This is a genomic window from Paracoccus sp. J39 (assembly GCF_000518925.1).
GTDB lineage: Bacteria > Pseudomonadota > Alphaproteobacteria > Rhodobacterales > Rhodobacteraceae > Paracoccus.
The window spans coordinates 132714-151266 of record NZ_JAEN01000012.1 but is presented as its reverse complement, the minus strand read 5'-3'; the positions used below and the strand labels follow the sequence as shown (position 1 = coordinate 151266).

Sequence of the window (18553 nt, the reverse complement as noted above, 5' to 3'; positions counted from 1 at the left end):
GCAGATACCGGGTGCGGACCGCGGCCGCCATGCGACCGCAGCGGATGGCTCGTGCGAATCTGCACTCCCTCTGCCGACAGGTTCTAGCAGCTTTAAAAATACTTGGAATTTATATGTTTGTATGGCTATGATAATCTTTAGTTATGATCCTGCCCAAGGTGCTTCAGCCGTTCAGCCGTTCAGCCGTTCAGCCGTTCAGCCGTTCAGCCGTTCAGCCGTTCAGCCGTTCAGCCGTTCAGCCGCGCGGGCGGGCGCGGTCCATCAGGCCGCGGATCCAGCGCCCCGAGGCCCAGGCCGCCGGCACGCCCAGCACCAGCGCGGCCCCGGCCGCCCGCAGCGGTGCCAGCACCGGCAGGCCGGTCCAGCTGGCCAGCAGCGACAGCATGAACAGGTTGATCCAGACCGCCGCCGCCGCGAAGGGATAGAACAGCAGCGCCAGTTTCCAGGCGGGCCAGCCGTCAGTGGCTGGTTCCGTCCTCGAAGGTGATCTTGTTCCAGACATTGTATTTCCCCGAAGGCTTGCGCATCGGCAGCCGTTTCACCTCGTCCAGCGTCCTGGCATCATAGACCACGACCGCGCCCTCGTCCTCCCACAGCGAGACCAGCACATGGCTGCCGTCGCGGGTGAATTCGCTATGGGCGAAGGTCTGGCCCGGGAAGGGCGCGAGGGTCCTGACGATCTCCAGCGTCTGCTTGTCGATGATGTGCATCTCGTCCTTGTGCGGGCCGAAGAACACGTCCGCCCAGACATAGGGGCTGGTGGCATGGCCGCGCAGGAAGAAGCCGGGACCGTCGGTCTTGATCTGCTTGACCAGGCTCCAGTCCTGCATGTCGATGACCGAAAGCACGCCCTCGCCCAGATGCGGGGTAGCCATGACCCGGCGGCCGTCGCGTTCCCAGGTGATGCCCGAGCCCAGATGCGGCATCCCCGGCAGGGGCAGCTCCGCCACCTTGTGCCCGTCGTCCAGGTCGATCACCACGCCCTTGTCGCCGTCGCGGTTGGCGCCGATCAGCTGGCGATAGTCGGGCGAGAAGAAGAAATCGTCCAGCGGCTCGTCGATGGGGATGCGGCGGATGGACAGGTCGGCGGTCGCGACCTCCCAGATCTCGGGCGCGTCCTTCAGCGCCAGCACGAAGCTGTGGCGCTGCGGCGCCTGATAGACGGCGCTGACCCGGCTGGGGATGCCGTCGACCTGCGTGTCGATCAGCCGCAGCGGGTTCAGGTCCGAATCCAGGATGGTCAGGCTTTCCGGCAGGTAGTTCGCCACCGCGATGCGCCGGCCGTCCGGGCTGATGGCGATGTTGCGGCTGTTCAGCGCGGCGCGGATGCGGCCGACCTCGGCCAGCGACCAGATATCGTATTTCTGCACCCAGCCGTCGCGCGACATGATGTAGACGAAGCGCCCGTCCGGGCTGAATTTCGGCCCGCCATGCACGGCGAAGGGGGTGGCGAAGCGGTCCAGAACCTCGAACGTGTCGCCGTCCAGCACGCTGACGTGATGGTCGCCCGTCTCGACCACCAGCGTGATGTTCAGCGGATCGGCGGCAAAGACCGGCTTGTCCGCCGGCTGATAGTCGGCATTCATCTCGCGGCTGGCGGCGATCTGCTCGGCGCTCCAGTCCGGGCGCTGGTCCAGCGGCGCGGTGACATAGCCGACCAGCGCGGCGATGGCCTCGGGCGACAGCCGGTCGGCAAAGCCCTCCATCTGGGTCGAGACCCGGCCCTGGGCGATCACCGCGTCGATGCCGCGCACGCGGCCCAGCGTCTCGGGGATCAGCGCCGGGCCGGTGCCGCCCAGCCGATCCTCGCCATGGCAGGCGGCGCAATGCTCGGCATAGTCGGCGGCCGGGTCGGCCTGGGCCACCAGCGGCAGGGCGAGCAGCAGGCTAAAGAAAGCGATGGGCCGGATCATGGCTTTTTCCCCGGAAAGGCGTGACGGCAAGGCGGTCCAGGTCGGCGCCCTCTGCGCCGATCTCGGAGCCCGAGAGATAGCAGGCCGGATCCTCGGCCCAGGGGTCGCCGGTCAGTTGCAGCGCCCGGATGCGGGTATTGCCGCCGCAGACCGCCTGATAGGCGCAGGCGCCGCAGCGCCCCTTCAGCGGCCGCGGCCGGGTGCGCAGCGTGGCCAGGATCGGGTCGTCCCCGGTCCAGATCGCGGAAAACGGCCGTTCCTTGACCGAACCCAAGGTATAGTCCGACCAATAGGTGTCGGGATGGACGCGGCCCTGCGGGTCGATATTGCCGACGCCGAGGCCCGAGGAGTTGCCGCCCCAGGCCTCCAGATGCGCGCGCAGATGCGCGACGGCGGCGGGCGGAAAGCGCGTCTCGGCCCAACGCAGGAAATAGACCGCATCGGCATCGTTGTTGCCGGTGACCACCTCCAGCGGCTCGGCCCGCTCGACCGCCTCCCAGGCGCGGGCGATCAGCAGGTCCATGGCGCGGCGGGTGCGGGCATGTTCGGTATCCTCGCCCCGGTGCTTGTCGCCGCGGCCGGCATAGACCAGATGCGACAGGTAGAACTTGTCCACGCCCTCGTCGCGGCACAGGTCCAGCATGGCGGGCAGGTGATGGGCATTGCCCTCGGTGATGGTGAAGCGCAGGCCGACCTTGACGCCCTGCGCCTTGCAGGCCCGTACGCCGGCCAGCGCTTGGTCGAAGGCCCCCTCGACGCCGCGGAACCAGTCGTTCACCGCCCCGATCCCGTCCAGCGAGATGCCGACATAGTCGAAGCCCAGCCCGGCCAGCCGCTCCACGTTGCCGGCGTCGATCCTGGTGCCGTTGGTGGACAGCGACAGGTGGCGGAAGTCCAGCCGCCGCGCCTCCTCGGCCAGTTCCCAGAAGTCGAAGCGCGACATCGGCTCGCCCCCCGACAGGATCAGCGCCGGGATGCGGAAATCCGACAGGTCGCGCAGCACCGCCATGGCCTGCTCATGCGTCAGCTCGCCGGGAAAGGGCCGGTCGGCCGAGACGGTATAGCAATGGCGGCATTTCAGGTTGCAGCTGCGGGTCAGGTTCCAGATCACCACCGGGCGGACCGCATCCGGCCGGCTGCGGCGGCGCGGCGGCGAGGGGTCCAGAAGCTGGTGCATGTATTGGGTCAGGCGGAACATGGCTTTGCCTTTCTTAGCCGTCCTTCAGGCGCAGGCCGGTCTTTTTCAGGATGCGGGTGGAATAGAGGATGTCGTCGCCCCGGCAGGCGGTGCCCAGCAGGGCGCGGACCCGGGCGCGCTTGTCCTCGACCTCGGCGCGGCTCTGGCCGTGCAGCATGGCGAAGAGGTTGTAGCGCCAGACCGGCGCGCGCGGCCGCAGGTAGCAATGCGTCACGAAATCCAGCGCGCCCACCCTTTCGCCCAGGGCTTCCGCCCGCGCGTCGTCCACGTCCCAGACGCTCATGCCGTTGGCGGTCATTCCCAGCGCGTAATGGTTGGGCGCGATGGCGATGCGGCGGATCACGCCCTTGGCCTGCATGGCGGCCAGCCGGGCGATGACCTGCGCCTCGGTCAGGCCCAGATCGGCGGCGATCCGGGCATAGGGCGCTTCGACCAGCGGCAGCCCGGCCTGCGTGGCGGCGATCAGCCGGCGGTCGGTATCGTCCAGCGCCGTCATGCCGCCACCCGGAAGCCGATGAAGAATTCCCGCAGCTTGGGAAAGCGCCAGACGGTCAGCCCGGTCTCGGCCTCGATCCTTGCGCAGGTTTCTCCGATGCCCTCGGGCGTGGCGGTGGCCAGCACGAACCACATGTTCAGCGCATGGTCGCGGGCATAGTTATGCGCCACCTCGGGATGGGCGTTGACCAGCGCGGCGATGCGGTCGAAATCCGCCTCGGGCGCGGAGAGCGCGCAAAGGCAGAAGGCCCCGCCCATCGCCGCGGCATCGTAGAAGGGGCCGAAGCGGGTGATGGCGCCGATCTCGCGCAGCCGTTCCAGCCGCTCGATCAGCGCGGTCCCGGTCAGGCCAAGCGCCGCGCCGGCATCGTCGAAGGGCCGCGGAGTCAGGGGAAACCCCTCTTGCAGGCGGTTCAGGATGGCGCGGTCGGTATCGTCCAGCGCCTCGGGCGGCAGGGTCCGGCGTCTCATGCGGCGACCTCGATGGTGGCGCCGCGCTGGCGAAAGCAGCGGGTCGAGAACAGGATGCGATGCGGCACGCGGGCCAGTTCCGGCAGGGCGCGGGCCTCGGCCAGCACCGCCATCGCCTCGGCGCGGGAACGGGCGTGGATCATGCAGAACAGCGGCCAGTTCCACAGCCCGGGCACGCAGCGCCGCTGATAGCAAAGCGTCACCCCCGGCACCCCCGCCAGCGCGGTGCCGGCGGTTTCGACGGCCGTTTCGGGCAGGCGCCAGACCACCATGGCATTCTCGCACCAGCCAAGTGCGCGATGCTTCACGATCACCCCGACCCGGGTCAGGATGCGCGCCTCGGCCAGCGCGCGGATGCGCGAGATCACCTCGGCCTCGCTGCGGTGAAGCGCCTGTCCCAGCGCGACGAAGGGGCGCGGGATCAGCGCCAGCCCGGTCGAAAGCGCCTGCATCAGCGCGCGGTCGCGCGGGCGCAGGGCGTCCAGGTCGGCGGGCCGGTCCAGCGCCATGGCGCGGCGCGGGCCGATCAGCGGAAAGCCCAGGTCGATGTTGAAGGCGCGCACCAGCGGCAGGGACAGCACGGCAAGGCCCGTCGCCGCCTCGATCCGGGCGAGGCTTTCGGCCAGCGCCGCGGCATCGGGGGCGGTGGCGACGAACCACAGGTTCCATTCGCTGCCCTCGCGCAGATAGGCATGGTTGACGCCCGGCTCGGCCCCGACCAGCGCCGCGACCTCCTCCATGCGCCGGTCGGGCACCCGCAGCGCCGCCAGCGTCGAGGCGCCGGCGGTGTTCGGCCGGCAGGTGGCGCCGATGCGCGAGACGATGCCTTCGTCGCGCAGCCGGGTCAGGCGGGCGATGACCTCGGCCTGGCTGGTCCCGAGGCGGTGGGCCATGGCGGCAAAGGGCCGGGTCACCAGCGGCAGGTCGCGCTGGAAGCCGTCGAGCAGGCGCAGGTCCAGGTCGTCCATGGTCACAGCCCCGTCCGATGCGCGCGGTCGGTGAAGAAGATCCCCGAGGGCGCGCGCGCCTCGATCTCGCCCAGCACCGCGCGCGAGCGGGCGTCGCGGATCTCGACCCGGTTCTCGTCGCGGACCGACAGCCAGACCTCGCGCCCGCGCGGGGCGAACTCCATGTGCAGCACGCCCTTGCCGGGGGTCAGCGTGTCGATGACCTCATGGGTCAGCGCGTCCACCACCTGCAGCTTGTCATTGTCGGGCGGGGCGAAATTCACCCAGATCTCGCGCTTGTCGGGGCGGGCCAGCGCAAAGACCGGCTGCCCGGCCAGGTCGGTGCGGGCGATCTCGGCCAGCCCGTCGGCATCGACCCAAAGCAGCTGGTGCAGCCCCACGGCGGGCAGGGCAAAGACCCCCTCGGCCAGCGTCCAGCCCTGCAGATGCGGCATCTTGTAGACCGGCAGGTCCGGCTGGTCCTTGCCGTAATCGGGCAGGAAGCGCGTGACCTCGGGCGGGTCCTGCCACAGATCGACCTGCACCAGCCCCTTTTCGCCGAACAGCCCGACCATATAGCGCCGCCCGTCGCCGGTCAGCAGCGCGTCATAGGGATTGGCGCCGATGCCCTCCAGCTTCGTCACCCCAGGCTGTGCCGGATCGGCGGCATGGTCGAGGATCCAGACCTCGCCCGTGTCCCAGGTCGCGACGACGAAGCGCGAGCCCGGCGCATCGGCGATGCCCACGGTTTTCGAGCCCATCGGCACATCCGCCACCGGCTCCAGCGTCTCGGCGTCGAAGACCCGGACGCCGCCCGGCTCGTAATTCGCCACCGCGACCAGCCGGCCGTCGTCCGAAATGGCCCCGCCGATGGAATTGCCGGCCTGCACCACGCGGCGGACCACCTGACGGGTCAGGATATCGACCTTGGTCAGCCCGCCGTCGCGGCCGAAGACATAGGCGAAGCGTTCGTCGGGGGAATAGACCAGGCTGGCATGGGACAGGTCGCCCAGGCCCTCGATCCGGCCGAGCGCGGCGCGTTCGCTGCGGTCCACGACCAGCAGCGAGCCCGCCTCGCGCTCGACGATCAGGCCCAGATCGCCGGTGCCGCGCAACTCCCCGGCCAGCGCCGGGGCGGCGATCATCAGGGCGGCGAGAATTGCCTTGAGCATCATTGCGTCTCCGTCGTCAGAAGGTAATCGGCGATCCAGCGCGCCTCGTCCTCGGTCAGCAGCGGGCGCCAGCCCGGCATGGCGGTTCCGGGCATGCCGTCCAGGATCAGGCCGGCCAGATCCTCGGCATCGCGCCCAGCCAGCGCCCCGGCGGTGATCGGGCGGCCCAGCCCGCCGGTCAGCCGCAAGCCGTGGCACGAGCCGCAATCCTGCCGCACCAGATGGCGCAGCTGATCCTGCCGCGCGGCGTCGGGCGGTCCCGCGACCGCGGTCCCGGCCAGCAGCGCCAGCAGGAGCGCCAGCCTAGCCATGCGCCACCAGCCGCCATTCCGGGCGGCCGACCCCCTGGGGCAGGGCGCAATCCTCGGCCAGCGCCGCGACATGGCCGAGGATGAACAGCAACGGCGCCGGCAGCGGTCGGCGCGCGAGGGCGTCGGGGATATCCTGAAGCGTGGCGTGCAGCCGCTGCTCTTGCGGGGTGCTGGCCTGAGACACGGCCAGCACCGGCAGGTCGGAGGGCATGCCGTGGCGGATCAGCTCGGCCGCGATCTCGGCCATGTTGGCCGCGCCCATATAGACGGCCAGCGTGGTCTGCGGATCGGCCAGCGAGGCCCAGTCGAGATCCAGCGCCGCGTCCCGGGCCCGGTGGCCGGTGACATGGCGCAGCCCGGTCGCCAGCCCGCGATGCGTCAGCGGAAAGCGGGCCGAGGCCGCCGCCCCCTGCGCCGCGGTGATGCCGGGCACATAGTCGCAGGGGATGCCGGCGGCGGTCACGGCCTCGAACTCCTCGCCGCCGCGGCCGAAGATCGTCGGATCGCCGCCCTTGAGCCGCGCCACGGTCAGGCCGGAAAGGCCCAGCTCGACCAGCAGGGCGTTGATCTGCTCTTGCGGGACGGGATGGAAGCCCGCCGCCTTGCCCACCGGGATGCGCCGGACATGGGCGGGGATGCAGGCCATCACCTCGTCCGAGACCAGCCGGTCGTGCACCACCACGTCCGCCTGTTGCAAAAGCCGCAGGGCCCGCAGCGTCAGCAGCTCGGGATCGCCGGGACCGGCGCCGATCAGGTGGACGCGGCCCACCCCCCCGCCGGATGCCGCCGTCCGGGCCGCCGCCTCGTGCGCGGCCAGGCCCTGCACCGCCTCGCGCGCCGTCTTGCCGGGCGGTCGGGCCGCCGCCCCGCTTGTCGCCGCGCCGTTCGTCACCATCTTGCCGGCCATGTCGGACCCCCTCGGAAAATCTGCCTGGACGGGGGCGCGAACGCGCCCGCCTGGGTCGTGACCGCTCAGTAGGTGTCGGTCTTGGTGTTGTAGACGTTGAACTTGCCGGTGGGGGTCACCAGCCGCTCGTCCTTGATGACGTGCTTCAGCTCCAGCGTCTTGTCGTCCACCACGACCAGCGCCGATTGCTGGTCCTTGCCGTTCCAGACGCTGAACCAGACCTCGGTGCCCTCCTTGTTGAACTCGCCCTGCACGACGCGGGGCTGGCCCTCGGTGATGCCGGCCCATTCGGCGATGGGCAGGGTGACGAAGTCGGGGTCCGAGCCGTCGCCGGTCATCGCCTTGATGTCGAAGACCGCGACCGAGCCGGAAATCTCGGCCTCGGGGTTCAGGGTCGCATCGACATAGAGATACTGCGAATTCGGGTGCGTCTTGATGAACAGCGAACCGCCCCCCAGCGCCGGGAAGCTGTCCAGGATCTTCCAGGCATTGTCCGGATGGCCTTCGGGATCGGTGCCGATCAGCGCCACCGAATCGTCGCCCATATGCGAGGTCGCCCAGACCGGGCCGAAGGTCGGGTGGACGAAGTTCGCGCCGCGTCCCGGATGCGGGGTCTGGCCGCCGGTATCCTCGATCGCGACCAGCTTGCCTTCCTTGGTGTCGATCACCACCAGCTTGTTGCGGGCGTTGGCGGCGGTGATGAAGTAGCGGTGCGAGCCGTCCAGGCCGCCGTCATGCAGGAAGCGTTCCGCCTCGATCTCGGTGGTCTTGAGGTTCTTGAGGTCGGTATAGTCGACCAGCAGGATCTTGCCCGTCTCCTTGACGTTGACGATGAACTCGGGCCGGTAATGGCTGGCGAGGATCGCGGCGACGCGCGGCTCGGGGTGGTATTCCTGCTCGTCATAGATCATGCCGCGCGTGGACTGGATCTTCATCGGCTCCAGCGTCTCGCCGTCCATGATGACGTATTGCGGCGGCCAATAGGCCCCGGCGATGGCGTATTTGTCCTCCCAGCCCTCCATCTTCGAGGTCTCGATGGAACGCGCCTCCGAGCCGATCTTGATCTCGGCCACTGTGGCGGGTTCCTTCATCCACAGGTCGATCATGTTGACCTTGCCGTCGCGGCCGATGACGAACAGGTAGCGGCCCGAGGCCGAGAGGCGGCTGATATGGACCGCATAGCCGGTATCCAGCACCGACTTGATCTCGTAGGTCTGGCCGTCGATCAGCGCGATCTGGCCCACGTCGCGCAGGGTGACGCTGAACAGGTTGTCCAGATCCCAGTCGTTCTCCTGCGCCTGGGGCCGGTCCTCGGGGGCGATATGGACCTTCCAGGTCTCGCGCATCTCCTTCATGCCGAATTCCGGCGGCGCGGCCGGATCCAGAAGCAGGTAGTTCGCCATCAGGTCGACCTGTTCGGCCGAAAGCTCGCCCGAGGTGCCCCAGTTCGGCATGCCCGCCGGCGAGCCGTAGGTGATGAAGGTCTGCAGGTAGTCGAAGCCCAGCTCGCGCGTCAGGTCGGGGGTCAGCGCCTTGCCGGTCGCGCCCTTGCGCAGCACGCCGTGACAGCCGGCGCAGCGTTCGAAATAGATCTTGTTGGCCTCGTTATACTGGGCGTCCGACAGGGCCGGGATGCCCTCGGGCGCGCCGGGGGCGGCCACGTCCTGCTGCGCCAGATTGTCCAGCGAGGGTTCGTATCGGTTGTCGGTCTTGGTCTGGTGATCTTCCAGCGCGGCCTTGGGGTCCTTGGCGGCGGGGGCCTGTTCCTGTGCGATAGCCGCAAGCGGCCCAAGGACAAGGGCCAGGGCTGCCGAGGCCAGCAGGCCCGGTCTGGCGATTGGAGTCCTTTGTCTCATCTGGCTTTCCTATTTGCTGGCGCGCGTTCAAGCCGTTCCTGGGCGCATTTCGCGCGCGGGGCTTTGACCTTTGTTAAGGTCGGGGTGCGGCATTTGCGCGATCAGGGGCGGGCAACCACGGATGCGGATGGCGATGCCCGGCGATCTATCCCTTGCCCCCTGCCGCCTGCTGCTGGCGCTGCTGGCGCTGGTCTTGCTGGCGCTTCCGGCCCGGCCCGAGCCGCTTTCCGTTCCCGATGCGGCGCTGGCGCAGGCGCTGTTCGACGCGGACGGGCCGGTGATGCTGGACCGCCGCGAAACGCCGGTGCCGGGCTGGAACGTCAGCCGCGACGGCCGGGCGCTGGGCATGATCGGCTCGACCTGGGAGATCGCGGCGACCGCCGGCTATTCCGGCAAGCCGCTGGACGTGCTGGTCGCGGTGACGCCGCAGGGCGCCATTGCCGGCGCGAAACTGGTGCGCCAGACCGAGCCGGTGCTGAGCCTCGGCATTTCCGAGGCGCATATCGCCGCCTATGTGGACGGCTTCCGGGGCGTCGATCTGTCGCAGGGGCCGGGAGACGGCCAGGCGCTGCCCGAGGTGATCTCGCGCGCCACGGTCTCGACCGGGGTGATCCGCGACGGCATCCTGCGCAGCGCCCGGGTGCTGGCGCAGGCGCAGGGGCTGGGCGGCGGCGGCATCGACCGCGTCGGCTACCGCCCCGCGACCTGGGCCGACCTGCTGGCCGAGGGGGCGTTCGGCCATGTCACGGTCTCGATGGCCGAGGCGGCGCGCGCCTTTGCCGGTGCCAAGGTGCCGGTCGAGCCTTCGGACGCCCCCTTCCTGGAGCTTTATGCCGGGCTGATCGACCCGCCGACCGTCGGCCGCAACCTGCTGGGCGCGCAGGCGTTCACCGCCGCCGCGGGCGCGCTGCAACCCGGGCAGGCGCTGGTCGCGGTGCTGTCGCGCGGGCTTTACAGTCCGCGCGGCACGGAATGGCGCCGCTCGGGCCGGTTCGAGCGCATCGGTTTCGAACAGGGCGCGCTGCGGATCGAACCGGGCGACGGCGATTTCGTCATGGTCGAGAAGCTGGCGCTGCCCGACGCGCCCGCCTTCAAGGAAATCAGCCTGTTCCGGCTGAACATCGACCCCGCCGCCGGCGGCATCGACCCGCGCCGGCCCTTCGATCTGGTGGTGAGCGCGACCCGGCCGCTGGTGGCGGGAGGAGAGGCCGCGCTGCCCATCCGCGCCACCATCCGCCTGCCCGAAGCCTTCGCCGCAGCCGAGCCCGAGAGCGTCCCGCTGTGGCAGGAGTTCTGGCTGAAGAAGATCCCCGGCATCGCCGTGGTCGGGGCCATGCTATTCGTGCTGGCGCTGATCCTGTTCGGGCAAGAGGCGCTGGTGCGCCGGCCCGTGCTGTGGCGCCGGGTGCGGCTGGGCTTTCTGGCCACCACGCTTTTCGTGCTGGGCTGGGGGCTGAACGGCCAGCTTTCCGTGGTGCAGGTGGTGGCCTTCCTGAACGCGCTGCTCTCCGGCTTTCGCTGGGAGACCTTCCTGATCGAGCCGATCATCTTCCTGATCTGGTCCGCCGTGGCGCTGGGGCTGCTGTTCTGGGGCCGCGGTGTGTTTTGCGGCTGGCTCTGCCCCTTCGGCGCGCTGCAGGAACTGACCAATGCCGCCGCCCAGCGGCTGGGGGTGCGGCAGATCGCCGTGCCGCAGGCGCTGCACGAGCGGCTTTGGGTGATCAAATACACGCTGTTCGTCGCCATCGTCGCGCTGAGCTTCTACAGCATGGAGCAGGCGCTGATCCTGGCCGAGGTCGAGCCGTTCAAGACCGCGATCTCGATGCGCTTCCTGCGCGCCTGGCCCTTCGTGCTCTTCGCGCTTGCGGTGCTGGCCGGCGGGCTGTTCATCGAGCGGTTCTATTGCCGTTACCTTTGCCCCCTGGGGGCGGGGCTGGCGATCCCGGCCAAGCTGAAGATCTTCGACTGGCTCAAGCGCCGCCCGCAATGCGGCCGCGAATGCCGGCTGTGCGAGACGAAATGCACCGTCGGCGCCATCGATCCCCTGGGCCGGATCAATCCCAACGAATGCGTGCTGTGCCTGCGCTGCCAAGTGGTGATGAACAACCCCGGCACCTGCCCGGTGCTGAAACGCCGCGCCCGCAGCGCCGCCCCGGCCGGAGATGCGCCATGAACCGCCGCCGCTTCCTGCTGCTGACCGCCTGCGCCGCGCTGCCCGCCATGGCGAAGGCCGCGCCCGAGGAATGGCAGGGCCGCGCCATGGGCGCCGATGTCGCCCTGCGGCTGCACGGGGCAAGCCCGGCGCAGGCCCGCGGCTTCTTCGCCGAGGCGGCGCGGCTGCTGGCCCATGTCGAAAGCCTGTTCTCGCTGCATCGCGATTCCGATCTGGTGCGGCTGAACCGCGACGGGCGGCTGCGCTTTCCCGCGGCCGGAATGGTGGAACTTCTGGCCCTGTCCGACCGGCTGCACCGCGCCACCGGCGGCGCCTTCGACCCGACCGTGCAGCCGCTGTGGCTGGCGCGGGCCCGGGGCGGGGACGAGGCGGCGGCCCGCGCCTTGGCCGGCTGGGATGCGGTCGCCTGGTCGCGGTCCGAGGTGCGGCTGGCTCGCCCCGGCATGGCGCTGACCTTCAACGGCCTTGCCCAGGGCTGGGCCGCCGACCGGCTGGCCGAGGCCGCCGCGCGCCACGACCTGACCGACCTCCTGATCGACGCGGGCGAGATCCGGGCGCTGGGACCGCGGGGCTGGCGCGTGGGACTGGCCGATGCCGCGGGGCGCGAGCATCGCCGCATCCGGCTGACCGGGCGGGCGCTGGCCACCTCTTCCCCCGGCGGCACGCTGATCGGGCCGCGGGGCCTGCCGCATATCCTGGCGCCCGGCGGCGGGGCGCCGCTTTGGGACACGGTCTCGGTCAGCGCCGACAGCGCGGCGCTGGCGGACGGTCTTTCGACCGCGCTTTGCCTGATGCCCTCCGTGGCGGCCCGCGCGGCGCTGGCGCGGCTGCCGGGCTGCCGGATCGAGCTGGCGATCCCCGCGCCGGGCGGGATTTCTTCGGGAAAAGCCTAGGTTTTTCGCCGCTTGACTTCCGTCAATGAACGACTCGGCCCCCGGGTCCAGTGAGGCATTATCCGACAATAACAGATAGGGACCCGCGTCATGAGCGACATCATGACCAAGAACATGGCCCGGAACGTCTTCTACGGCGGGTCCATATTCTTCATTCTGATTTTTGGCGCCTTGACGGTGCACAGCCATATCTACGCCCGCACCAGGGCCGTGGACGAAAGCCAGCTCACGGCCTCGGTGGCCGAGGGCAAGCATATCTGGGAACGCAACGCCTGCATCGACTGCCACACGCTGCTGGGCGAGGGCGCCTATTTCGCGCCCGAACTGGGCAATGTCATGAAACGCTGGGGCGTGCAGGACGACCCCGAAACCGCCGTCGAGACGCTGAAGGGCTGGATGGAAGCCATGCCCACCGGCATCGAGGGCCGCCGCCAGATGCCCCGCTTCGAGCTGACGGACGAGGAATACCGGGCGCTGACCGACTTCCTGCTGTTTACCGGCACGATCAACACCCAGAACTGGCCGCCGAACGAGGCGGGCTGAGGGGGAAACACCGATGAGATACCAATCGCAACGCATCGCCTATGCCTATTTCCTTGTGGCCATGGTGCTTTTCGCCGTGCAGGTCACGATCGGCCTGATCATGGGCTGGATCTATGTCAGCCCGAACTTCCTGTCCGAGCTCTTGCCCTTCAACATCGCCCGGATGCTGCATACCAACAGCCTGGTGGTCTGGCTGCTCCTGGGCTTTTTCGGCGCCACCTATTACATCCTGCCCGAAGAGGCCGAGCGCGAGATCCATTCGCCGCTCTTGGCCTGGATCCAGCTGGGCATCTTCGTGCTCGGCACGGCGGGCGTGGTGGTGACCTATCTGTTCGACCTGTTCCACGGCCACTGGCTGCTGGGCAAGGAGGGGCGCGAGTTTCTGGAACAGCCGAAATGGGTCAAGCTCGGCATCGCCGTCGCCGCAGTGATCTTCATGTACAATGTCAGCATGACCGCGCTGAAGGGGCGGCGGACGGCGGTGACCAACGTGCTGCTGATGGGCCTGTGGGGGCTGGTGCTGCTGTGGCTCTTCGCCTTCTACAACCCGGCGAACCTGGTGCTGGACAAGCAATACTGGTGGTGGGTCATCCACCTGTGGGTCGAGGGCGTCTGGGAGCTGATCATGGCCGCCATCCTCGCCTTCCTGATGCTCAAGCTGACCGGCGTGGACCGCGAGGTGGTCGAGAAATGGCTTTACGTCATCGTCGCCACGGCGCTGTTCTCGGGCATCCTGGGCACCGGGCACCACTACTATTGGATCGGCCTGCCGGCTTACTGGCAGTGGATCGGCTCGATCTTCTCGAGCTTCGAGATCGTGCCCTTCTTCGCCATGATGTCCTTTGCCTTCGTCATGGTCTGGAAGGGCCGGCGCGACCATCCGAACAAGGCCGCGCTGGTCTGGAGCCTGGGCTGCACCGTGCTGGCCTTCTTCGGGGCCGGGGTCTGGGGCTTCCTGCACACGCTGCACGGGGTGAACTACTATACCCACGGCACGCAGATCACCGCCGCGCATGGCCACCTGGCCTTCTATGGCGCCTATGTCTGCCTGGTGCTGGCGCTTGTGACCTATTGCATGCCGCTGATGAAGAACCGCGACCCCTACAACCAGGTGCTGAACATGGCCTCGTTCTGGCTGATGTCCTCGGGCATGGTGTTCATGACGGTGACGCTGACCTTCGCCGGAACGGTGCAGACCCATCTGCAGCGCGTCGAGGGCGGGTTCTTCATGGACGTGCAGGACGGGCTGGCGCTGTTCTACTGGATGCGCTTCGGCTCGGGCGTCGCCGTGGTGCTGGGCGCGCTGCTGTTCATCTATGCGGTGCTGTTCCCGCGCCGCGAGGTCGTCGTGCCCGGCCCGGTGCAATCGCACAAGGACGGCCATCTGGAGGCCGCGGAGTAAGCCATGAACGCGCATGTGAAAACCGAACGGAACGGGGCGGCCGACGCCCCCTTCTACCTGCCGCAGGGCGACGAGGTCGCGGTCTTCGAGGCCGCCGCCGCCAACGACCTGCCGGTGCTGCTGAAAGGCCCGACGGGCTGCGGCAAGACCCGCTTCGTCGCCCATATGGCGGCGCGGCTGGGCCGGCCGCTTTATACCGTGGCCTGCCATGACGACCTGTCCGCCGCCGACCTGATCGGGCGCTACCTGCTCAAAGGCGGCGAGACGGTCTGGACCGACGGCCCGCTGACCCGCGCCGTGCGCGAGGGCGCGATCTGCTATCTCGACGAGGTGGTCGAGGCGCGCAAGGACGTGACGGTGGTGCTGCACCCGCTGACCGACGACCGCCGCATCCTGCCCATCGACCGCACCGGCGAAGAGATCGAGGCGGCGCCCGGCTTCATGCTGGTCGCCTCCTACAACCCCGGCTATCAGAACATCCTGAAAACGCTGAAACCCTCGACCCGGCAGCGTTTCGTGGCCATGGAGTTCGACTTTCCCGAACCGGCGCGCGAGGCCGAGATCGTCGCCCGGGAAAGCAGGCTCGACCGCGACCGCGTGACCGGGCTGGTGCGGCTGGCGGGCAAGATCCGCGGCCTCAAGGGCCAGGACCTGGAAGAGGGCGTCTCGACCCGGCTGGTGGTCTATGCCGCCAGCCTGATCGCCGGCGGCATGCCGATCGACCGCGCCATCGAGGCGGCGATGATCGAGCCCCTGACCGACGATGCCGAGGTCAAGCGCGGGTTGCGCGACCTGGTCGCGGCGATCTTCGGCTGAAAAGGAGAGCGTGCCATGGGTCTGGACCTTGAACCCTGGGAGCCCGAGGAAACCGTCGGCAAGCTCTGGCATGTCTGGGCCAGCGGCTTCGGCGCGCCGCAGGAATTCGAGGATCAGGCGGTGGCGCTTTCCGAGGTCTCGGGGCGGCTCGCGGTGCTGTTCCGGGGGCTGGGCGGCGGTGCGGCGGTCGAGATCCGGCCCGCCGCCGCCCAGGCGTCGCGGCATCGCATCGGCTGGCGCCGCCGGCTGGGCACGGTGGCGGAACTGACGCCGCATGCCAGCTTCGACGGCGAGATCCTGCGCCTGCCGGAGCGGCTGTCGGCGCTGCCATCGCGCCAGGCGAACGGCGCGCTTTTCCTGTGGCTCGCAGCTTGCGCGGCGCATGGCAGTATGGTGCCCGCGCAGGGCGATCCGCTGCGCCGCGACCTGGCACGGCTGGGCGCGGCGCAGCGGGCCGTCGCCGCCACGCTGGAGGATGCGCCGGGCCTGACCGGGCTTTACGACGACCTTGCCGAACTGGTGCTGTCCTTGCGCCCCCGCGCCGCGCTGCCGCCGGCCGAGGCGGCGGTCGAGGCGCTGGCCCGGCATCTGCTGGGCGATCCGGCGCCGCTGCCGCCGCTGGCCCGCGACTGGCTGGCGGCGCTGGACGATCCGCAGGCGCAGGCGCCGCGCGGCTATCGCCCGATGCGGCCGGTGCCGCTGTGGCCCGATCTGGCCCTGCCCGAGACGGCGCTCGCCGCCGTGCCGGGCGAGGCGCCCGACGGCATCGCCGCCGATCCGGCCAGCGCGCGCATGTTCCGCGCCCGCCGCCGTCGCAGCGATCAGCCGCAGCGCCGCGACAGCCTGATCCTGCACAAGTTCGAGGCCCTGCTGAGCTGGGCCGATCTGATGAACCTCAACCGGCATGTCGACGATGACGATCAGGACGATGCGAAGAAGGCGGCCGAGGATCAGGAGGAACTGGGCCTTGGCCAGGTGTCGAAGGCCCCGGCGACGCGCCTGCGGCTGCATCTCGATCTTGCGCCCGAGGACGCGGATCTTGAGGCTGTCGCCGGCATCCACACCTATCCCGAATGGGATGCGCGGCGCGGGCGCTACTTGGCCCATCATGTGCGCGTGCTGGAAAACCGCGCGCCCGAGCATGACGAGGCGCCGGCCCCCGATCCCGGCGCGCAGGCGCGCATCCGCGCCGTGCGCCGCCAGTTCGAGGCCCTGCGCCCCGGCCGCCTGACCTCGACCGGCCATCGCGACGGCGAGGAGCTGGATGCAGAGCTGACCGTGCGCGCCGCCGCCGACCTGCGCGCCACCGGCCAGGGCAGCGACCGGATCTGGCGCCAGTCCCGGCCCTTGGCGCGCAATCTTGCGGTGTCGATCCTGCTCGATGTGTCGCGCTCGACCGAAAGCGCGGTGACGGGCCGCGCGGTGATCGAGATCGAGCGCGAGGCGCTGGCGGCGCTGGCCTGGGGGCTGGATGCCTGCGGCGACCGCTTCGCGATCAACGCCTTTTCCTCGCTGAAACGCGACCGGGTGTTTCTGAGCGCCTGCAAGGCTTTCGACGAGCCGATGGGTGCGGCGGTCGAGCGGCGCATCGCCGGGCTGCGGCCGCGCTTCTACACAAGGCTGGGGGCCGGCATCCGCCATGTCTCGGCCGGGCTTTCGGCCCAGGCCGGCAGCCGGCGGCTGCTGCTGGTCATCACCGACGGCAAGCCCAACGACCTTGACCATTACGAGGGTCGCCACGGCATCGAGGACAGCGCCCGCGCCGTGCGCGAGGCGCGCATGGCCGGCCATGCCGTGCACGGGATCACCGTGGACCGCGACGGGAAAAGCTGGTTTCCCCGCATCTTCGGCCAGGGCGGCTTTTCGCTGATCCCGCATCCCGACCGGCTGCTGGCGGCGCTGCCGGTGATCTATCGGCAACTGGTGGCGTGATGCGCGTCCAGGACCTGCCGGGCGAGCCGATCATCTGGGTGCTTATCGCATCCGAGCTGCTGGTCTTTGCCGCCGGCATCACCGCCATGGCTGCGGTCCGGCTGACCGACCCGGCCGGCTTTGCCGCGGCGCAGGCGCAGCTGCATGGCTGGATGGCGGCGCTGAACACGGCGATCCTGGTCACCTCGGGCTTCTTTGCTGCCCGGGCCGAGCGCGCCTGCCGCCTGGGCGACCGGCGCCGGGCGCGCGTCGGGCTGGCGCTGGCGGCGCTGGGCGGCGCGGGCTTTCTGGCGGTGAAGGCGGTGGAATATGCCGGCGACCTGCGCGCCGGCCTGGGCATGGAGAGCCACCCGTTCTTCACCTTCTACTACCTCCTGACCGGCTTTCACGCCGCGCATGTGCTGTTCGGCATCGGCGTGCTGGCGCTGGTGGCGATCCGGCTGCGCGCCGAGGAGGTGCAGGCCGGCGCCGCCTTCTGGCACATGGTCGATCTGGTCTGGGTGCTGCTGCTGCCGCCCGTCTATCTGCTGGGGTAGGGGATGGGACTGACGCGCATCTGGCTGATGCTGCTGGCGCTGACCGCCGCGACCACGGCGCTGGCCTTCGTGCCCGGCCCCGCCGCCGCCGCGGCGCTGCTGGCGGTGGCGCTGCTCAAGGCCCGCACCATCCTTGCCGGTTTTCTGCATCTCGACCGGGCAACGGGCTGGCGCGCCGCCTTCACCGTGCCGCTGGCGATCTGGCTGGTGCTGATCTGGGGGCTGCATGTCATCTGAGGCGCGGGGGCCCGGCGCCTTCGCAGCTTGCGGCGCCCGCGGCCGTCAATCCATCGCCATCATGCGCAATTCGGCGATATCGGCGATGATGGCCTTGTCGGCCTCGATCTCGACCCCGTGCTGGCGCAGCCGGGCGAAGGCGCGCGACAGGCTTTCCGGCTGCATGCCCAGATGGCCGGCGATCAGCCGCTTGTTATAGGGCAGCCGCACCTCGGTCGGGCCGGCCTCGGCATCGGAAAGGTCGGCCAGGAACTGCGCCACGCGCTGCACCCCGGTATGGGCCTTGAGCCTTTCGATCTGGTCCACCAGCCCTTGCAGATGCACGAAGGTCGAGGCCAGCATCCTGATGGCGAATTCCTGGTTCTCCAGCAGGAACTGCCGCAGCCGGGCGCCGTCGATCTGCAGGAGCGTGCAGTCCGAGATCGCCTCGGCCGAGACCGGATAGGGTTCGCCGCGCAGCACCATCGCCTCGGCAAAGCTGCGGTTGCGGCCCAGGATCGCCACCACCGCCTCGGTTCCGTTCGGCGTCAGCCGCGACAGCTTGACGAATCCGTTCAGGACGATGAACACCGCCCGCGCCGGATCGCCTTGCAGAAAGATGGTCTCGCCCTCGCGATAGCTGCGGCGCTGGGCGTCCTTCAGCAGCTTGTCGCGCATGTCGGGGGCCAGCCCGTTCAGCAGAACGGACTTCTTTACCGCCTCGGGCAGGGGGGCGTTCATCGGATTCCTCATCCATGGTTTCGCGCCGCCC

19 protein-coding genes are annotated in these 18553 nt (G+C 69.5%); 8 read left to right on the top strand and 11 right to left on the bottom strand.

Annotation, left to right across the window (positions count from 1 at the left end; translation table 11 throughout):
- Positions 1-235 precede the first annotated feature (235 nt).
- From L632_RS0113590 to L632_RS0113545, 10 genes are all read right to left on the bottom strand, one after another.
- Positions 236-502 carry a hypothetical protein gene (locus L632_RS0113590; protein ID WP_028716960.1) on the bottom strand — a complete coding sequence of 89 codons (267 nt, stop codon included), beginning with the start codon at positions 500-502 and terminating at the stop codon, positions 236-238.
- On the bottom strand, positions 459-1913 hold the full coding sequence (locus L632_RS0113585; RefSeq protein WP_028713165.1) for a nitrite reductase: 1455 nt from the start codon (positions 1911-1913) through the stop codon (positions 459-461). Before L632_RS0113585 ends, L632_RS0113590 begins: the two co-directional genes overlap by 44 nt.
- Positions 1888-3111: a heme d1 biosynthesis radical SAM protein NirJ gene (gene nirJ / locus L632_RS0113580; RefSeq protein ID WP_028713164.1), complete on the bottom strand. Its 1224-nt coding sequence runs from the start codon at positions 3109-3111 to the stop codon at positions 1888-1890. The genes L632_RS0113585 and nirJ overlap by 26 nt, the downstream gene beginning before the upstream one ends.
- 13 nt (positions 3112-3124) lie before the next feature.
- Positions 3125-3607, bottom strand: a complete 483-nt coding sequence (locus L632_RS0113575; protein WP_028713163.1) for an AsnC family transcriptional regulator — start codon at positions 3605-3607, stop codon at positions 3125-3127.
- Positions 3604-4077, bottom strand: coding sequence for an Lrp/AsnC family transcriptional regulator (locus L632_RS0113570; RefSeq protein ID WP_028713162.1), 474 nt, complete (start codon positions 4075-4077; stop codon positions 3604-3606). The genes L632_RS0113575 and L632_RS0113570 overlap by 4 nt, the downstream gene beginning before the upstream one ends.
- Entirely contained in the window at positions 4074-5045 is a 972-nt protein-coding gene (locus L632_RS0113565; RefSeq protein ID WP_036698256.1) for an AsnC family transcriptional regulator, read from the bottom strand. Before L632_RS0113565 ends, L632_RS0113570 begins: the two co-directional genes overlap by 4 nt.
- A 2-nt stretch (positions 5046-5047) precedes the next feature.
- Positions 5048-6199 (bottom strand): cytochrome D1 domain-containing protein, encoded by a 1152-nt coding sequence (locus tag L632_RS0113560; RefSeq protein ID WP_036698254.1) that lies wholly within the window; start codon positions 6197-6199, stop codon positions 5048-5050.
- Entirely contained in the window at positions 6196-6507 is a 312-nt protein-coding gene (locus L632_RS0113555) for a cytochrome c (protein WP_028713159.1), read from the bottom strand. Before L632_RS0113555 ends, L632_RS0113560 begins: the two co-directional genes overlap by 4 nt.
- A complete protein-coding gene (gene cobA, locus L632_RS0113550; protein ID WP_028713158.1) occupies positions 6500-7414 on the bottom strand; it encodes a uroporphyrinogen-III C-methyltransferase in 915 nt (304 codons plus the stop codon). Before cobA ends, L632_RS0113555 begins: the two co-directional genes overlap by 8 nt.
- Before the next feature lie 65 nt (positions 7415-7479).
- Positions 7480-9270, bottom strand: coding sequence for a nitrite reductase (locus tag L632_RS0113545; RefSeq protein ID WP_028713157.1), 1791 nt, complete (start codon positions 9268-9270; stop codon positions 7480-7482).
- Between the two features lie 127 nt (positions 9271-9397).
- On the opposite strand from L632_RS0113545, the gene L632_RS0113540 reads away from it, so the two are divergent.
- The 8 genes from L632_RS0113540 to L632_RS0113505 all read left to right on the top strand — a co-directional run bounded on the left by L632_RS0113540 (position 9398) and on the right by L632_RS0113505 (position 17802).
- Positions 9398-11443 carry a NosR/NirI family protein gene (locus tag L632_RS0113540; protein ID WP_051476451.1) on the top strand — a complete coding sequence of 682 codons (2046 nt, stop codon included), beginning with the start codon at positions 9398-9400 and terminating at the stop codon, positions 11441-11443.
- A complete protein-coding gene (locus L632_RS0113535; RefSeq protein WP_028713155.1) occupies positions 11440-12336 on the top strand; it encodes an FAD:protein FMN transferase in 897 nt (298 codons plus the stop codon). Before L632_RS0113540 ends, L632_RS0113535 begins: the two co-directional genes overlap by 4 nt.
- A gap of 90 nt (positions 12337-12426) precedes the next feature.
- Positions 12427-12879, top strand: coding sequence for a cytochrome c (locus L632_RS0113530; protein WP_028713154.1), 453 nt, complete (start codon positions 12427-12429; stop codon positions 12877-12879).
- Between the two features lie 13 nt (positions 12880-12892).
- A complete protein-coding gene (locus tag L632_RS0113525) occupies positions 12893-14281 on the top strand; it encodes a cbb3-type cytochrome c oxidase subunit I (protein WP_028713153.1) in 1389 nt (462 codons plus the stop codon).
- A 3-nt stretch (positions 14282-14284) separates the two neighbouring features.
- Entirely contained in the window at positions 14285-15097 is an 813-nt protein-coding gene (locus tag L632_RS0113520; protein ID WP_028713152.1) for a CbbQ/NirQ/NorQ/GpvN family protein, read from the top strand.
- A gap of 15 nt (positions 15098-15112) precedes the next feature.
- Positions 15113-17029: a nitric oxide reductase activation protein NorD gene (locus tag L632_RS0113515; RefSeq protein WP_028716957.1), complete on the top strand. Its 1917-nt coding sequence runs from the start codon at positions 15113-15115 to the stop codon at positions 17027-17029.
- The gene (locus L632_RS0113510; RefSeq protein ID WP_028713150.1) at positions 17029-17565 is read left to right on the top strand and encodes a cytochrome c oxidase subunit 3; all 537 of its coding nucleotides are present in this window, start codon (positions 17029-17031) and stop codon (positions 17563-17565) included. Before L632_RS0113515 ends, L632_RS0113510 begins: the two co-directional genes overlap by 1 nt.
- Positions 17566-17568: 3 nt before the next feature.
- Complete coding sequence (locus L632_RS0113505) at positions 17569-17802, top strand: cytochrome C oxidase subunit IV family protein (protein WP_028713149.1); 234 nt, start codon at positions 17569-17571, stop codon at positions 17800-17802.
- Positions 17803-17847: 45 nt separating this feature from the next.
- On the opposite strand, the gene L632_RS0113500 is transcribed toward L632_RS0113505, so the two are convergent.
- Complete coding sequence (locus L632_RS0113500) at positions 17848-18522, bottom strand: Crp/Fnr family transcriptional regulator (RefSeq protein WP_028713148.1); 675 nt, start codon at positions 18520-18522, stop codon at positions 17848-17850.
- Positions 18523-18553 lie beyond the last annotated feature (31 nt).

What these genes read in the sequence shown, in the direction of transcription:
- L632_RS0113500 (WP_028713148.1), bottom strand. Translation starts at nt 18,522, where the DNA reads ATGAACGCCCCCCTGCCCGAGGCGGTAAAGAAGTCCGTTCTGCTGAAC.
- L632_RS0113585 (WP_028713165.1), bottom strand. Translation starts at nt 1,913, where the DNA reads ATGATCCGGCCCATCGCTTTCTTTAGCCTGCTGCTCGCCCTGCCGCTG.
- L632_RS0113575 (WP_028713163.1), bottom strand. Translation starts at nt 3,607, where the DNA reads ATGACGGCGCTGGACGATACCGACCGCCGGCTGATCGCCGCCACGCAG.
- L632_RS0113570 (WP_028713162.1), bottom strand. Translation starts at nt 4,077, where the DNA reads ATGAGACGCCGGACCCTGCCGCCCGAGGCGCTGGACGATACCGACCGC.
- L632_RS0113590 (WP_028716960.1), bottom strand. Translation starts at nt 502, where the DNA reads ATGTCTGGAACAAGATCACCTTCGAGGACGGAACCAGCCACTGACGGC.
- L632_RS0113535 (WP_028713155.1), top strand. Translation starts at nt 11,440, where the DNA reads ATGAACCGCCGCCGCTTCCTGCTGCTGACCGCCTGCGCCGCGCTGCCC.
- L632_RS0113510 (WP_028713150.1), top strand. Translation starts at nt 17,029, where the DNA reads ATGCGCGTCCAGGACCTGCCGGGCGAGCCGATCATCTGGGTGCTTATC.
- L632_RS0113540 (WP_051476451.1), top strand. Translation starts at nt 9,398, where the DNA reads ATGGCGATGCCCGGCGATCTATCCCTTGCCCCCTGCCGCCTGCTGCTG.
- L632_RS0113560 (WP_036698254.1), bottom strand. Translation starts at nt 6,199, where the DNA reads ATGATGCTCAAGGCAATTCTCGCCGCCCTGATGATCGCCGCCCCGGCG.
- L632_RS0113530 (WP_028713154.1), top strand. Translation starts at nt 12,427, where the DNA reads ATGAGCGACATCATGACCAAGAACATGGCCCGGAACGTCTTCTACGGC.
- L632_RS0113515 (WP_028716957.1), top strand. Translation starts at nt 15,113, where the DNA reads ATGGGTCTGGACCTTGAACCCTGGGAGCCCGAGGAAACCGTCGGCAAG.
- L632_RS0113545 (WP_028713157.1), bottom strand. Translation starts at nt 9,270, where the DNA reads ATGAGACAAAGGACTCCAATCGCCAGACCGGGCCTGCTGGCCTCGGCA.
- L632_RS0113505 (WP_028713149.1), top strand. Translation starts at nt 17,569, where the DNA reads ATGGGACTGACGCGCATCTGGCTGATGCTGCTGGCGCTGACCGCCGCG.
- L632_RS0113555 (WP_028713159.1), bottom strand. Translation starts at nt 6,507, where the DNA reads ATGGCTAGGCTGGCGCTCCTGCTGGCGCTGCTGGCCGGGACCGCGGTC.
- L632_RS0113525 (WP_028713153.1), top strand. Translation starts at nt 12,893, where the DNA reads ATGAGATACCAATCGCAACGCATCGCCTATGCCTATTTCCTTGTGGCC.
- L632_RS0113565 (WP_036698256.1), bottom strand. Translation starts at nt 5,045, where the DNA reads ATGGACGACCTGGACCTGCGCCTGCTCGACGGCTTCCAGCGCGACCTG.
- cobA (WP_028713158.1), bottom strand. Translation starts at nt 7,414, where the DNA reads ATGGCCGGCAAGATGGTGACGAACGGCGCGGCGACAAGCGGGGCGGCG.
- L632_RS0113520 (WP_028713152.1), top strand. Translation starts at nt 14,285, where the DNA reads ATGAACGCGCATGTGAAAACCGAACGGAACGGGGCGGCCGACGCCCCC.
- nirJ (WP_028713164.1), bottom strand. Translation starts at nt 3,111, where the DNA reads ATGTTCCGCCTGACCCAATACATGCACCAGCTTCTGGACCCCTCGCCG.